The sequence below is a fragment of the Streptomyces sp. NPDC096132 genome, assembly GCF_044763345.1.
Classification (GTDB): domain Bacteria; phylum Actinomycetota; class Actinomycetes; order Streptomycetales; family Streptomycetaceae; genus Streptomyces.
This window is the reverse complement of the sequence record NZ_JBIWGA010000010.1, coordinates 317,813-330,642: the sequence shown is the minus strand read 5'-3', so window position 1 is coordinate 330,642 and position 12,830 is coordinate 317,813. Positions and strand designations below refer to the sequence as shown.

17 protein-coding genes are annotated in these 12,830 nt (G+C 70.4%); 6 read left to right on the top strand and 11 right to left on the bottom strand.

Translation table 11 applies throughout. The features are described 5' to 3' along the window. Positions 1 to 168 precede the first annotated feature (168 nt). The gene (locus ACIRF9_RS25185; protein WP_403826337.1) at positions 169 to 2,916 is read left to right on the top strand and encodes an AAA family ATPase; all 2,748 of its coding nucleotides are present in this window, start codon (positions 169 to 171) and stop codon (positions 2,914 to 2,916) included. Positions 2,917 to 2,977: 61 nt separating this feature from the next. Further along, a complete protein-coding gene (locus ACIRF9_RS25180) occupies positions 2,978 to 3,355 on the top strand; it encodes an AQJ64_40280 family protein (RefSeq protein WP_403826334.1) in 378 nt (125 codons plus the stop codon). On the opposite strand, the gene ACIRF9_RS25175 is transcribed toward ACIRF9_RS25180, so the two are convergent. Further along, entirely contained in the window at positions 3,344 to 3,751 is a 408-nt protein-coding gene (locus ACIRF9_RS25175; protein ID WP_403826331.1) for a winged helix-turn-helix transcriptional regulator, read from the bottom strand. The genes ACIRF9_RS25180 and ACIRF9_RS25175 overlap by 12 nt on opposite strands. 119 nt (positions 3,752 to 3,870) lie before the next feature. Between ACIRF9_RS25175 and ACIRF9_RS25170 the strand changes: the two genes are divergently transcribed. Beyond that, positions 3,871 to 4,698, top strand: a complete 828-nt coding sequence (locus ACIRF9_RS25170) for an NAD(P)H-binding protein (RefSeq protein ID WP_403826328.1) — start codon at positions 3,871 to 3,873, stop codon at positions 4,696 to 4,698. A 27-nt stretch (positions 4,699 to 4,725) separates the two neighbouring features. On the opposite strand, the gene ACIRF9_RS25165 is transcribed toward ACIRF9_RS25170, so the two are convergent. Then, positions 4,726 to 5,475 carry an SDR family NAD(P)-dependent oxidoreductase gene (locus ACIRF9_RS25165; protein ID WP_403826325.1) on the bottom strand — a complete coding sequence of 250 codons (750 nt, stop codon included), beginning with the start codon at positions 5,473 to 5,475 and terminating at the stop codon, positions 4,726 to 4,728. Between the two features lie 104 nt (positions 5,476 to 5,579). Further along, on the bottom strand, positions 5,580 to 5,948 hold the full coding sequence (locus ACIRF9_RS25160) for a DUF4333 domain-containing protein (protein ID WP_403826321.1): 369 nt from the start codon (positions 5,946 to 5,948) through the stop codon (positions 5,580 to 5,582). A gap of 86 nt (positions 5,949 to 6,034) precedes the next feature. On the opposite strand from ACIRF9_RS25160, the gene ACIRF9_RS25155 reads away from it, so the two are divergent. Further along, the gene (locus ACIRF9_RS25155) at positions 6,035 to 7,192 is read left to right on the top strand and encodes a sensor histidine kinase (RefSeq protein ID WP_403826318.1); all 1,158 of its coding nucleotides are present in this window, start codon (positions 6,035 to 6,037) and stop codon (positions 7,190 to 7,192) included. Between the two features lie 9 nt (positions 7,193 to 7,201). Here the strand turns inward: ACIRF9_RS25155 and ACIRF9_RS25150 are convergent, their stop codons facing one another. The 5 genes from ACIRF9_RS25150 to ACIRF9_RS25130 form a co-directional block, all read right to left on the bottom strand. Further along, complete coding sequence (locus tag ACIRF9_RS25150; protein ID WP_403826315.1) at positions 7,202 to 7,786, bottom strand: Uma2 family endonuclease; 585 nt, start codon at positions 7,784 to 7,786, stop codon at positions 7,202 to 7,204. Between the two features lie 6 nt (positions 7,787 to 7,792). After that, positions 7,793 to 8,050 carry a hypothetical protein gene (locus ACIRF9_RS25145; RefSeq protein ID WP_403826312.1) on the bottom strand — a complete coding sequence of 86 codons (258 nt, stop codon included), beginning with the start codon at positions 8,048 to 8,050 and terminating at the stop codon, positions 7,793 to 7,795. After that, positions 8,047 to 8,394, bottom strand: a complete 348-nt coding sequence (locus ACIRF9_RS25140) for a hypothetical protein (protein ID WP_403826310.1) — start codon at positions 8,392 to 8,394, stop codon at positions 8,047 to 8,049. The genes ACIRF9_RS25145 and ACIRF9_RS25140 overlap by 4 nt, the downstream gene beginning before the upstream one ends. A gap of 67 nt (positions 8,395 to 8,461) precedes the next feature. Further along, positions 8,462 to 9,316: a helix-turn-helix domain-containing protein gene (locus tag ACIRF9_RS25135; protein WP_403826307.1), complete on the bottom strand. Its 855-nt coding sequence runs from the start codon at positions 9,314 to 9,316 to the stop codon at positions 8,462 to 8,464. A 169-nt stretch (positions 9,317 to 9,485) separates the two neighbouring features. Further along, positions 9,486 to 10,019 carry an ATP-binding protein gene (locus ACIRF9_RS25130; RefSeq protein ID WP_403826304.1) on the bottom strand — a complete coding sequence of 178 codons (534 nt, stop codon included), beginning with the start codon at positions 10,017 to 10,019 and terminating at the stop codon, positions 9,486 to 9,488. A 123-nt stretch (positions 10,020 to 10,142) separates the two neighbouring features. Between ACIRF9_RS25130 and ACIRF9_RS25125 the strand changes: the two genes are divergently transcribed. Further along, positions 10,143 to 10,988 carry a helix-turn-helix domain-containing protein gene (locus tag ACIRF9_RS25125; protein WP_403826302.1) on the top strand — a complete coding sequence of 282 codons (846 nt, stop codon included), beginning with the start codon at positions 10,143 to 10,145 and terminating at the stop codon, positions 10,986 to 10,988. Continuing rightward, positions 10,988 to 11,170: a DUF397 domain-containing protein gene (locus ACIRF9_RS25120; RefSeq protein WP_403826299.1), complete on the top strand. Its 183-nt coding sequence runs from the start codon at positions 10,988 to 10,990 to the stop codon at positions 11,168 to 11,170. The genes ACIRF9_RS25125 and ACIRF9_RS25120 overlap by 1 nt, the downstream gene beginning before the upstream one ends. Before the next feature lie 3 nt (positions 11,171 to 11,173). Here the strand turns inward: ACIRF9_RS25120 and dcd are convergent, their stop codons facing one another. From dcd to ACIRF9_RS25105, 3 genes are read right to left on the bottom strand one after another with little or no spacing between them, the layout of a single operon-like run. Continuing rightward, positions 11,174 to 12,214 carry a dCTP deaminase gene (dcd, locus tag ACIRF9_RS25115; RefSeq protein ID WP_403826296.1) on the bottom strand — a complete coding sequence of 347 codons (1,041 nt, stop codon included), beginning with the start codon at positions 12,212 to 12,214 and terminating at the stop codon, positions 11,174 to 11,176. Continuing rightward, a complete protein-coding gene (locus tag ACIRF9_RS25110; RefSeq protein WP_403826293.1) occupies positions 12,215 to 12,472 on the bottom strand; it encodes a hypothetical protein in 258 nt (85 codons plus the stop codon). Next, a complete protein-coding gene (locus ACIRF9_RS25105; protein WP_403826451.1) occupies positions 12,444 to 12,680 on the bottom strand; it encodes a DUF1653 domain-containing protein in 237 nt (78 codons plus the stop codon). Before ACIRF9_RS25105 ends, ACIRF9_RS25110 begins: the two co-directional genes overlap by 29 nt. Between the last annotated feature and the right edge of the window lie 150 nt (positions 12,681 to 12,830).

The following is a 12,830-nucleotide window of genomic DNA, read 5'->3' as shown; positions in this document are numbered from 1 at the left end:
AGGCGGACCACGAGAGCAACAGCCAAGCAACCACAGCATGCGAACATCACTGCAGGTCAACGGGGGTTCGGTGGCCGTGCGGGAGGCATTCGTGAGCCTCGCCACACCGGCCGTACGACGTGGAGTCGAACCGCGTCCTACAGACATACGGGTTGGCAGGAGGCAGGGATGACCGGACCGTTGCGGGAACGCGACGACGCGCACGCACTGCTCGCGGCCGAGGTCGAGCGCGCACGCGCCGGCGCCGGCCGGCTGGTCCTGCTGCGCGGAGCCACCGGCACGGGCCGGTCCGCGCTGCTGGAGGCGGCGGTGGCGCACGTGGAGTGCCGCGGGCTGCGCGTGCTGCGGGCCCGCTGCTCCCCCGGGGACACCGCCGTCCCCTTCTCCTCCGTCCTCCACCTCCTGGGCCCCGTACCGGAGTTCGCCGGGGACGTGGAGCCCGGGCTCGACGACCGGGGGAGCGCGGCCCGGCTGTGGCGGCTGCTGCGGTCGTACGCCTCCGAGGGCCCGGTGCTGGTGGCCGTGGACGACGTCGAACTGGCCGACGAGGCCTCGCGCCGCTGGCTGGTGGAGGCGGCCCGGCACGCCGACCGATTACCGCTACTGCTCGTGGTCACCGAGCGCAGCCAGTACGACATCGATCCCCGGCCCGTAGGACTCACCCACACCCTCACCCCCTCGCTCATCCGCACCCACACGCTCGCCCCGCTCACCGACGACGCGTCGGCCGAGCTGGTTCGTGCTGCCTTCCCCACGGCCCGGCCGCGCTGGACGGCGGACTGCGTACGCGCCGCCGCGGGCAACCCCCTGCTCCTGCACGCCCTCCTCGACGACCTCGCGGGCGCCCCGCCCGCGCCGGCCGTCCCGGAGACGTGCGCCGCGCTGTACCCGGGCGCCTATCCCGCCGCCGTGACCTGGTGGCTGGACAGCGCGGGGGAGGCCACGGCACAGGTGGCGCGGACGCTGGCCGCGCTGGAGCGGGCGGGCGGGGCGGACACGTACGACACCCCCCACCGCCTCGCCATGCTCCTCACCGACGCCTGCGCCGCCGACGCCGCCCGGGTCGCCGGCTGGATCACCGCGATGACCCGGCTGGGCGTGCTGCGCACCGACGCCTGCGGCACGCCCCGCTACGCCCACCCCCTGCTGCGGGACGCCGTCCTCAGCGGCTGGCCCGCTGGCCGCCGGCAGGACGCGCACCGGGCGGTCGCCGAGGCGATGCTGCGCCGGGGCGACGAGGTGGAGGCCGTGGCCCGGCAGCTGCTGCGCAGCACGCCGGTGGGGCTGCCGTGGGCGCTGCGCGTGCTGCGCGACGCGGTCACCGTCGCCGTGCGCGCGGCCCGCCCCGCCGACGCCGTGCTGTATCTGCGCCGCGCCCTGGAGGAGCCGCTGCCGGACGATCTGCGCCAGCGACTGCTGACGGAGCTGGGATCGCTGGAGTACACCTCGGCCGACGCCCCGGCCGGCATTCCCCGTCTCACCGAGGCGCTCGAACTGCCCGCCGAACCCCGCGACCGGGTCCGTACGGCGATCGCGCTGGGCACCGCCCTGGCGGGCACCGGTGAGGTCCGAACGGCGGTGGAGGTGCTGCGCCGCCTGGAGGAACGGCTGGCCGACCACCCCGAGCTGACCCGCACCCTGCAGACCGCGTCCGCCCTCCTCTCCGACCAGGACCAGACCGTCCGCCAGGAGGCCTACCGGTGGCTGGCGGAGACCACCGAACGCGCTCCGGAGCTGGTCGGCGCCTCCGGCCGGGCCCTGCTCGTGCGGTACGCGGCGACGGCCGGGGACATCGGGTCACGGGAGGCGATGCGCCGGCTGCGGACCCTGCTGGAGGAGCCCTCCGACCCGCTGGCGGAGCCGTTCCTGCTGGGCACGGCCGCGGCGGTGGCCCAGTGGGCCGACGAACTCGACGAGGCCGAACGGCTGGTGGAGCGGGGCCTGGCGGGTCAGCGCCCGTCCTTCCTGCACCCCATGGAACAGGCCCTGCTGGACACGAGGGCCGACATCGCCGCGGCGCGCGGCTCCTACGACACCCTCCTCGCCCTGCGCCGCACGGCCCGCGCAGGCCGCCGCACCGGCCCCACGAACACCGACGCGCACGCCCTGGTCGCGCTGGTGGAGACGGGCCGTATGCCGGAGGCGCGCCGGCTCGCGGACGCCTTCGACCTCCATGACGCCCCCGACTCCTGGGAACTGAACCGCTTCCTCTACGCGCGCGGAGTGCTCCGCCTCACCGAGGGGGACAACGCGGGTGCCCTCCACGACTTCCTGGAGTGCGGCCGCCGCCAGTCCGCCCGTGCGGTCGTCAGCCCGGTCGTCACCCCGTGGCGGCAGGCGGCCGCGGAGTGCCGGCTGATGATGGGCAACCCGCGGGAGGCACTGGCCCTGGCGGAGGAGGAACTGCGGCTCGCCCGGGTGTGGGACACCCCGCGCACGGTGGGCCGGGCCCTGCGCGTCCTCGGCCGGGCGACCCGCGGCCGTCGCGGCCTGGAACTCGGCGAGGAGGCCGTGGCCGTCCTGCGGGACTGCCCGGACGAGACCGAACTCGCCACGGCGCTGCTCGCCCAGGGCTGGCAGTTGCACGCCGCCGGCGAGCGCACCCGCGGCCGCGAGCAGCTGCGCGAGGCCGCCGAACGGGCCGAACGCATCGGCAGCGCACGGCTGTTGCGCTACGCCGACGAGGCCCTGCGGCTCGCCGGCGCCCGCCGCACCACCCCCGCCCACACCGGCTCCGCCGCCCTCACCAACAGCGAACGCCGTGTCGCGGAACTCGCGGTGGAGGGCCGTACGAACATGGAGATCGCGGAGCTCCTGCATGTGGCCCGCCGTACCGTGGAGACCCATCTGACCAGCGCCTACAAGAAGTTGGGGATACGCAGGCGGGGCGAGCTGCGGGGGGTGCTGGAGGTGTGACGGGGCCCGGGCGGCGAGAATGGACCGGTCGGCCGGCGCGGTGACGGAGCGGGGAGGGACGATGGACGCGGTCGTGGAGTGGGTGGACGCACGGAAGAGGCTGCCGAGGTCCGGGATGCCGGTGGCGGCGGCGACGGTGGGCCGCTACCCGTCCGACCGTGAGGACGGGCCGGGGGAGGACTTCTGGCTCGTACGCCCCATGGTCTTCACCGCCCTCCACTTCGCCGAGGACGGCACCGAGCACCACGACTGCTTCGTCGACTCCGACCGTGTCGTCCGGCTCCCCTACGGCCGCCCCTGCGACGAACCGGTCACCCACTGGGCGTACCTGCCCACCCTGCCGGGCCTGAGCGTGCACCAGGTACTGGGCGAGAACGCGCGGCCCGCCCTCCAGAAGGCCTGGGACGAGGGAACCGGACCGGACCGGTCAGCGGGCTGATGCCGCCCGGTCCCTGGCGTCGTAGGCCTCGCGGGCCTGTTCGACCTCGGCCAGGTGGGGGGACCACTCGGCGAGGGCCGCGAACAGCGGTGCCAGGCTGCGGCCGAGGTCGCTGATCTCGTACTCCACCCGGGGTGGGACCTCGGGGTGGTAGGTGCGGACGACGAGACCGTCGCGTTCGAGCTGCCGCAGCCGCTGGGTCAGGACCTTGGGCGTGATCGTGGCGATGCGGCGCTCCAGCTCCACGAAGCGCTGCCGGCCGTACTCGTGGAGCGTCCACAGGATCGGGGTGGTCCAGCGACTGAAGACGATGTCGACCACCGGGGCGATCGGGCAGGCGTTCTCCGGCGCGTCCCCGGACCTGGGCGCTCGCGCTGTGACCTCCGTCACATTCATCCTCTCCCCCAATACTTTCCTCTAGGTACCTACTGTCTTCAGGCTAGTAGCTTCGCCGTGTCCCCAGGAACCCCGGGAACTCCCCTTCCTACGACGGACCTAGACGGATGGAGCGATTCATGATCGTGGTGACCGGCGCAACGGGTAACGTCGGGCGGCCGCTGGTGCGGGCGCTCGTCGCGGCGGGAGAGCGGGTGACGGCGGTCTCCCGGCGGATCCCGGGAGCACAGGTGCCGGCGGGAGTACGCCACCACCAGGCCGACCTGACCCGGCCGAAGGACCTCGAACCCGCCCTCGACGGGGCCGAAGCCCTGTTCCTGCTGACCTCCGGCGACTTCATGGCGGCCGGCGGCGACCTCGGTGACGTCCTCGACGTCGTCCGCACGGGTGGCGTCCGGCGGGTCGTACTGCTGTCCTCGCAGGGGGTCGGCACCGGAGACCACCCCTCCGCACTGGAGGACGCCGTCCGGCGCTCGGGCCTGGACTGGACCGTGCTGCGGCCGGGAGGTTTCCACTCCAACACCCTGCAGTGGGCCGAAGCGGTGCGCGCGCACCGGCTGGTGACCGCCCCGTTCGGGGACGTCGCGCTGCCGACCGTCGACCCGGACGACATCGCGGGCGTCGCCGCCGTCGCGCTGCGGGACGCCGCCCACGACGGCCAGGTCTACGAGCTGACCGGCCCGGCCGCGCTCTCCCCGCGGCAGCAGGCCGCCGCCATCGGGGACGCGCTGGGCGAGCCGGTGCGGTTCGTCGAGCAGACCCGGGACGAGGCGAAGGCCGCGATGCTCCGGTTCATGCCCGAGCCGGTCGCGGACAGCACACTGCACCTGCTCGGCACACCGCCACCCGCCCTCCAGCGGGTCGCCCCGGACGTCGAACGGCTCCTCGGCCGCCCGGCCCGCAGCTTCGCCGAGTGGGCGAAGGACAACGTCTCGGCCTTCCGCTGACCCGGAGGCGACCCCGAGAGCGACAGGTCAGTGGTCGGCGTCCAGGACCGTCGGTGCGCCGGCCAGGACGCCGCCGTCCAGGACGAACTCGCTGCCCGTGGAGAAGGTGGCCTCGGTGACGACGAAGAGGACCGTACGGGCTACCTCCTCCGGCTCACCGAAGCGGGGCAGGGGCTGGGCCGAGACGAAGGAGTCGTCGAAGCCGGCCGTCATCGTCGTACGGATGGCGCCGGGGTGCACGGAGCACACGCGGATGCCGTCGGGAGCCAGTTCCAGCGCGGCCGTCTTCGTCAGACCGCGCAGGCCCCACTTGCTCGCCACATACCCTCCGACACCGGCATAGCCGGTCAGGCCCGCGAGCGAGGAGATGTTCACGATCACCCCGCCACCGGCCCGGCGCAGCGAGGGCGCCACCGTGCGCATGCCCAGCCACGGCCCCTGGAGGTTCACGTCGATGACCCGGCGGAACTGCGCGAGGCTCTCCTCCTCCATCGTGCCCCACCCGGCGACCCCCGCGTTGTTCACCAGCACCGAGACCGGGCCGAGCTCCCGTTCCGTCTCGGCCAGCCCCTTCTGCCAGCTGTGCTCGTCGGTGACGTCGAGATGCAGATGACGCGAGCGGTTGTCGAGCTCCGCCGCCAGGGCCGTCCCCTCGGCGTCGAGGATGTCGGCCACCACCACGGTGGCCCCCTCGGCCCCGAGGGCGCGCGCCACCGCCGCGCCGATACCCCTGGCCCCACCGGTGACGATCGCCACCCGCTCGTCGAGACGACCCATCGTGACCTCCTGAGACGACGACAGCACCCGCCCAGCATGGGGCGTGCCGGGCACCGGCCGCAGTTCCGGCAACCCGGATGGCCCAAGGAGGAGCCGGTGACGGGCTAGCGTTCGAAACTCCACGTCAGCCGCGCGCCCGACACCCTCACCACCCGCACCGGCACGTCCACCGACGTCCCGTCGCCGCGCCGCCCCGTGCAGACGATCCGTGCCCCCTCGACGGCCTTCAGCCCGGTGGGGCAGGACACCCGCACCTTCGTCCCCACCCAGGGCAGCGGATGGTAGAGGCTCTCGACGCGGCCGGCGACGATGTTCGGGGCGAGCGCCTTGTGCCCGTCGACCAGGACCGTGTCGTACGCGTCGAGGGTCGTGGTCGACTCGGTGGTGGTGACCAGTTCCGTGGTGACGCCGAAGAGGGCGAGTACGGCGGCCGCGCCGCCCGCGAAGCCGACCAGGAACCTGCTGTCGGGCATGACCGGACCGTACCAGCCGGGAAACCCCGGTCGCCTCGACCATTCGGCCGATACCGCGCCCGCCGCCCGCGCCTACGGTGGCCTGCATGAAATCCGGTTGGCTGAAGGGCTGTGCGCGCGGCGCCGCCGTCGGTGCGCTCCTCGCGGCGGCGTTCGTCGACCTGGCGGCCGCGCACGAGATGGAGTACCCCCTCCGGCGCCCGGCGGCGGTCCTCGCGGTCGGCCTGATCGCCGTGCTGTGGCCGGCGGCCCGCCGCCCCGCCTGGCTCACCCCGCAGCTCCGCACGGCCGTACCCGCGCTCGTCTCCCTCCTCTACACGGCTGCCGCCGTCCTCCTCCACCGCAGCGCCCCCTTCGGCCCGGGTGAACTGGCCGTCCTCCTCTCCCTCCTCTTCGTCGCCGTACGGCACTGCCCGCCCCGCTGGGTCGTGGTGTGCGCGGTGCTGGACGCGGGGGCGCTGCTCGCCACGCCGCTGCGGTACTACCGGGAGCTGCCCTCGGGCGGGGCGCTGGGTTTCGCCCTCGTCGGACTGATCCTCGTCGGGCTCGTCGCCGGGCTCGCCGCGTATCTGCGCTCCCTGGACTACCGCCGGACCGTCGCCGTCGCCGACACGCGCCGCGAGGAGCGGCTCGCGATCGCCGCCGACCTGCACGACTTCGTCGCCCACCATGTCACCGGGATCCTGGTGCAGACGCAGGTGGCCCGCATGATGGCCGAGACGCAGCCCCGGGAACTCGACCCCGTCCTCGCCGGCATCGAACGCGCCGCCACCGAGGCCCTCGCCTCCATGCGCCGCACGGTCGGCGTCCTGCGGGACACGGAGGAGGCCGGGCGCCGTCCGGTCGGCGACCTCGCCGCCATCACCGACCTGACGGACGGCTTCGGGGGCCCCACCCAGCACGTCACCCTCGACCGCGACCCCGGCCTCCCCGCCGACCTCCCCCACGAGGTGCAGGCCGCCGCCTTCCGCGTGGTCCAGGAGGCCCTGACGAACGTACGACGCCACGCGGCCGACGCCACCACGGTCATCGTCCGCCTCCGCTACGACGACGGCCGCCTCGAAACCACCGTCACCGACGACGGCCTCGGCGGCACCCAACTCCCCACCGAGGCCCACGGCGGCGGCTTCGGCCTGGTGGGTTTGCGGGAACGGGTCACGGCACTGGGCGGGGAACTGCGGGCGGGGCCTACAGGAGCGGGGCACGGGTGGGAGGTCCGGGCACGCTTCCCGGCGGCCCGCTGAAGCGGCTGATCAGGAGCCGTAGAGAGGAAGCCCCTCGGTGGAGATGGTCCACTCGGCGATGGTGACGTCCTCGCCGTAGACGAAGTCCTTGCGGGTGGCGTAGCGGGGGCCGTCGGGGGTGGGATGGATGTCGCTGAGGACGGCGCCGGTGCCGGTGCGGGGGTCGAAGACGGCGTAGACGGGGATGCCGCTGAGCGGGTAGTCGCGCACCTTGGTCACCCAGTCGTTGTCGGGGTTGGACCGGGAGACGACCTCGACGGCGGCGATGAGCGTGCGAGGCTCGAAGGAGCCGGGTACGTCCATGTCCGCCCAGGTGATCACCATCAGGTCGGGACGGCGCATGATGCCCTCGGCCTCGTCCTCCACGTCGGGCACGCCGGCATGCGCCACGTTCTCCTCCGGCATCACGCTTTCCAGACGTTTTCGCAGGTGCAGGGTGGTCAGCGCGTGTCGGCCGGCGGGCGCCCGCAGATCGTGGACGATCCCCTCCTTGGTGATCTCGAACCGGCCGGGAAGGGTGTCGTCCATGGCCTGTACGAAGTCCCGCATGGCCCGGTAGGCGTGCGTGGATTCGCGAGGGATCGGTTCGTTCATGGGGGCTCAGAAACCCAGGTAGGTGAGCTGGACGACGTAGACGCGTTCGCTGCGTACGACGACCTGGTAACCGAACCAGCCGCCGGAGACGATGATTTCGCCGCCCTTCGGGTCGATCCCTTCATGGGCCCGACCGTGAATGTGGAGGGCTTCGGCCGCTCTGACCAGTTCGTCGGCCTTGCGTTCCACGGCGGTGAGGAAGTCTGCAGGGGCAGTACGAGCGGCTGCTTCGGCGCCGAAGGCGTATTCCCACTTCCAGCTCACTCGCGCACTGCTTTCAGAGCCTCGTCGAGGACCGCGCTCAGCTCGCGGAGGGCTTCCCGCGCGACGTCCGGATCTTCATGTTCCAGATTGCTCTCCGCCCGGGCGTAGCGGGTGGAGAGGTCCGGACGGCGGGCGATTTCGATCTCCTTGGCCCAGATCAGGACCCAGCTCTGTACCGGGCTGAGTGATTGCCACTCGACCGCCTTGGCAAAGGCCTCGTCCTTCATGGCCTGCATTTCGTCCAGGCGGCCTGGGGCAACGACGGTCAGGGCTGCACGCAGGGCATCAGGAGTCAGCTCGGGACGGGGGATCAGCTCGTGCCCGTGGTCGGCCTGGGAGCTCATGGTGTCCTCCTGACGGTGTCCCGGCCAGAGTATCCGGCCTGAGGGTAGAGAACCGGACAGAACGGTCTCAGGAGGTGGGGGCAAGGGAAACGCGGCAGTCACGGCAGAGTCCTGGGGTTGGTGAGCGGAAGGCGTGGTCGCAGCCGTCGCAGTTGCGGAGAGGGTGGCGGATGGGAGGTGGGGGAGAGGGTGTGCGGAGGGGCGGTGGGGGTGGGAGTTGGTTGGTGAGGCGGTGGGCGAGGAGGGCTGCTGGGCGGTGGAGGGGCTCGGTCGGGAGGTTGGTGGTCAGGGCTTCGCGTACGGCCGTGGGGGTGAGGTCGCGCTCCAGCCAGGCGGCGACGCCGGGGGCGAGGTGTTCGGCGTCGGTGGTGGAGAGGAGGAGGCGGGGGTCGTGGCGGCGGAGGCCGGCGAGGACGTCGACGGCTGCCGCGAGGAGGGCGGGGGAGGTGTACGAAGGCTTGGGCACGGCGGGGAGAAGCTTGCGGCGTGGCGGTGGCTTGTCCTGGGCGGGGCGGGGTGCGGGCCTGCTGGAGGTGTCGGACGGGGTGTTGCGGTGGCCCGGCTTGTTGCAGGACACCGTGCGGGTGACGATCCGGCCGTCTGCGATGCGCTTGCGCTCGCGGCGGAGGTAGCCGTGGGTCTCCAGTTCGCGCAGGGCGGCGGCGATACGGGTCGTGCCCTCCGGGAAACGCCTGGCGAGGGACTTGATGTCGATGAGGGCGCCGGGCGGCAGCGACTGGATGTGGACGCCGAGGCCGATCGCCAGGAGGGACAGTTCCTCGTGCTGGGCGAGGTGGTTGCCGATCACCGTGAAGCGGGTGGTGTGGCGGGCGTTGTCGTGGACGAGACCCGCGTGAGGGTGGTTTTTGCCCGTCGTACGGGACTTGGCGTGCTCGGGCGCGCTAGGGTTTTCGGTGTCCATCGGGAAGTTTCGGTTCCTTGGTGGTCGTCCACCGGGAAGCTCTGAACTTCCTTGGTGGCCAGGCCCTCGCAAGGGATGCCAGTCCCTGCGAGGGCCGTCGCATGTCTGCTGTGGTTGCGCTGAGCGTAAGGCAGGCAATGGGCCCCAAATCCAGTTGAGTTGGTCCTTTTCACCCGCGAGGGTGAGTTTGATCAGCGGGCGGGAGGGGTGGGGCTTGGTGCGGTTCCTTTCCCCAGGTTCTTGGTTGGGAAAGACGGCATGGATCACCGGGGCACAGGATCTTGGGTTCCGGTGGCAGACGTACTTCCGCCCAGACCGTCTTGCGGGGCGGCAGGCCCTCGTATACGCCCCAGCGGTCGGCGTAGGCGTCGACGAGGAGGAGCCCTCGGCCTGACTCTCCGTCACCGGGGGCCGGGAGGCGACGCGGCATCCGGTCACCCCGTGTGTCCGTGACCTCGATACGGAGGGTGTCCGCGATGACGTACATCAGGAGGGAGAAGTCCCGTCCCTGGACGCGGCCGTGGGTGGCGGCGTTGGTGGCCAGTTCGGCGATGATCTGCGCCGCCGGGTCCATGGGCAGGCCCCAGGAACGGAGTTGTTCCGTGGCGAGGAGACGGGCCAGGCGGGCGCCTCGGGGCGTGGGGGACAGACGTACGTCGAAGTTGCGGATGGGGGAGTCGAGTTGGGGGGATTTCTGGATCACGTCACTTAGCGTGGCCGCCCATGCTTACTGTGAACAGTGACTACGCGGTTGCGTACGGTCACTGTCCGCTGTCTGTCCGGTGGTGTCCGGGCATGTCGAGCACGGTATGGGGAGGGTTCCGCGATGACGCAGGGGGACGAGCCGGGGTGGGAGGTGGACCCGACCGACGAGTGGGGTGTCGCGGTGGTCGCCACCGTCGGGCGACAACTGAAGCTGAGGCGAGAGGCCGTCGGGATGCGGGCCGGCGACTTCGGCACAGCCGTCGGGTACGGCGAGGACATGATCTACAAGCTGGAGAGCGGCAAGCGGATCCCCCGGCCCGAGTTCCTGGACAAGGCGGACGAGGTGTTGAAGGCGGGTGGGCTGCTCGCGGCGATGAAGGAGGACGTCAAGAAGGTCCAGTACCCGAAGAAGGTGCGGGAGCAGGCCGAGTTGGAGGCCAAGGCCGTGGAGATGGGGGTGTACGTCGGTCTCAGCATCCACGGCTTGTTGCAGACGCCGGAGCATGCGCGCGCCCTGTTCGAGGTCTCCCAGTCCGCTTATTCGGAAGCCGAGTTGGAACGCCTGGTGTCCGCTCGCATGGCGCGCAAATCGATCTTCGAGCGTGATCCCGCGCCGATGCTCAGCTTCGTCCAGGAAGAGGTCAGCCTGCGACGAACGGTTGGGGGCACAATGGTGTGGCGGCAGCAGCTCGAACATCTGCTTGAGGTGGCGTCGTTGCGCAATGTCACCCTTCAGGTGATGCCGACGGACTCCGGCGCCCACCCGGGGCTCAGCGGCAAGATCGAGGTGCTGAAGTTCGAGGACGGTACAGCGCTGGGCCGCTCCCACGGAGCGTTCAACGGTCGGCCGACCTCCGATCTGAAGCAGCTCCGCATCCTTGAGTTGCGGTACAGCACCATCCGGGCTCAGGCTCTCTCGCCGCGGGAGTCGCTGGCCTTCATCGAGCAACTGCGGGGAGACGAATGATGCGGGACCTGGTGTGGTTCAAGAGCAGCTACAGCGATGGCCCCGAGGGCGACTCCTGTGTCGAAGTCGCCCCCACCCCCACCACCATCCACATCCGCGACTCCAAGCACCCCGAAGACGGCCCCACCTTCCACGTCACCCCCGCCACCTGGACGGAGTTCCTCGTCTACGCCAGTTGCTGACGCTCAGGGCAAGTTGGAGCGGCGCCTGCTCAGTTCCGCTGTGCCGTAGTGGCCCTCCGCCTTGTACCAGAACGCGAAACCGCTCACGATCACCGCGAGGACCGCGCCCATCCAGAGCGTGTAATGGCCCCACCCGACGGGATGTACGAAGAGCGAGGCAAGCGTGGTCCCCGCCAGTAGGGACGCAATGGTGAGTGCACCACCGCGCGCCATTTTCCCGATTTTTCTGCGCCGGTCCTCTGACACGGCGAACCGGTCCATCAGGTCCGTGCCGCTGTCGATCTCGCCGACCGGCTGCCTCTGGATGTAGCGATCGAGCCGTTCGAGGGCTTCGATGCTTATATCCGGGTCCAGTTGTTCGGCGATGCTGTCCCGGATGTCCGTGTGCAGGTTGTGGCCTCCGATGCTCTGGGCGATCTGGGAAAACAGGCGGTCTTTCCACCAGTAGGAGGGTCCGCCGTCGTCTTCGGGGTACTTGCTTTCCAGGCTCTGATGCCCGTAGTGCCGTTCCGGATCCTCCGTCAGCTTCACGAGGATGAGTTGGGCTATGGGCATCAGCGGCGTGAGCCGGATCGCCGATCGGGCGAAGCTCACGAGCTCGACCGGCATATGGCCGCGATAACCGGGGTTGATGAAGTCGCCGGTGCAGTGAATCATCAGGCCGAGGCGAGCGTAGGAGCTACGACCCTCGATCTTCGCCGCGTACGAGGGTGGCACACTGAACTTTTCGTAGGTGCGCCCCAGCAGGACCTCGTTGGGCTTGAGGTCGATGGCTTCTCCGGGGCGGAGGTCGATCTTCTGCCACCGCCGTCGGGGAGCCAGTTCCTGGAGCTGCTTTTTTCGGAGGTCGAGTACCGGCCGGCGCCAGAAGCGCCAACCTGGTGGGCGGGGAACCTTCCGGGCCTTCCAGAAGCGTGTGTCGAGCCGTAGATCTATCGAGCAGGGCTGGACCTGGGTGGTGGGATCGAACCCGTAGTCCGGTAACCGTGCTTCGATGTCTAACGCCGGAAGGAGATTCCTGATGGTTCGGTCCGCCGCATACAATTACGCCCCCAGCTCTTCCCAGGAATGAATGTCCTTGAGTGCGAAGGATCGTTCGACTTCTTTGTCGAGGTCGACGGCATCCATGAGCCATTGATTTTCGGGGTGCCACTCCGTGGCCCCGAACCAGATTCTGACGGGATGAACCCTGCGCCAGGATTTCTCGCCGCGATAGTTCACATACAGGATGCGTACTGCTTCTTGGTGGGGTTCTTGGGGTTCCGCGGTCCGGTCAGCGTCGACGGACGGTGTCGGTGCCATGGCTGTGATCCTCTTCCAGGTTCACCAGTTCAAACCTCTGGCGGGGCCCCGATCGGGTTTCCACGGTTTCCTGGAACATTCCGATGGGCCGGGCCCATACGTCGTGCTCGCCGTAGAGTTCTTCGTAAACGACAAGCTCTTCCGACGTTTCACTGTGCTGCGCCACATGCAGCACGCGGTACATTTGTCCCTTGTAATGCCTGTACACGCCCTTGTGGATCGGACGACTTTTGCTCTGGGGCTTGTTTCTGCTGGGCTTCAAAAGCGCCTCCTCGGTTCGCAAACCTGATGACTACCCTCTCCACAGAGCTGTCAAGCATTAGTGGCCGTATGCCACCGTAGCGCCGCCACGCTCTTC

Excerpts from the sequence above, each read along its gene's own strand:
- ACIRF9_RS25185 (WP_403826337.1), top strand. The coding sequence starts at position 169 with ATGACCGGACCGTTGCGGGAACGCGACGACGCGCACGCACTGCTCGCG.
- ACIRF9_RS25180 (WP_403826334.1), top strand. The coding sequence starts at position 2,978 with ATGGACGCGGTCGTGGAGTGGGTGGACGCACGGAAGAGGCTGCCGAGG.
- ACIRF9_RS25175 (WP_403826331.1), bottom strand. The coding sequence starts at position 3,751 with ATGAATGTGACGGAGGTCACAGCGCGAGCGCCCAGGTCCGGGGACGCG.
- ACIRF9_RS25170 (WP_403826328.1), top strand. The coding sequence starts at position 3,871 with ATGATCGTGGTGACCGGCGCAACGGGTAACGTCGGGCGGCCGCTGGTG.
- ACIRF9_RS25165 (WP_403826325.1), bottom strand. The coding sequence starts at position 5,475 with ATGGGTCGTCTCGACGAGCGGGTGGCGATCGTCACCGGTGGGGCCAGG.
- ACIRF9_RS25160 (WP_403826321.1), bottom strand. The coding sequence starts at position 5,948 with ATGCCCGACAGCAGGTTCCTGGTCGGCTTCGCGGGCGGCGCGGCCGCC.
- ACIRF9_RS25155 (WP_403826318.1), top strand. The coding sequence starts at position 6,035 with ATGAAATCCGGTTGGCTGAAGGGCTGTGCGCGCGGCGCCGCCGTCGGT.
- ACIRF9_RS25150 (WP_403826315.1), bottom strand. The coding sequence starts at position 7,786 with ATGAACGAACCGATCCCTCGCGAATCCACGCACGCCTACCGGGCCATG.
- ACIRF9_RS25140 (WP_403826310.1), bottom strand. The coding sequence starts at position 8,394 with ATGAGCTCCCAGGCCGACCACGGGCACGAGCTGATCCCCCGTCCCGAG.
- ACIRF9_RS25135 (WP_403826307.1), bottom strand. The coding sequence starts at position 9,316 with ATGGACACCGAAAACCCTAGCGCGCCCGAGCACGCCAAGTCCCGTACG.
- ACIRF9_RS25125 (WP_403826302.1), top strand. The coding sequence starts at position 10,143 with ATGACGCAGGGGGACGAGCCGGGGTGGGAGGTGGACCCGACCGACGAG.
- ACIRF9_RS25120 (WP_403826299.1), top strand. The coding sequence starts at position 10,988 with ATGCGGGACCTGGTGTGGTTCAAGAGCAGCTACAGCGATGGCCCCGAG.
- ACIRF9_RS25110 (WP_403826293.1), bottom strand. The coding sequence starts at position 12,472 with ATGGCACCGACACCGTCCGTCGACGCTGACCGGACCGCGGAACCCCAA.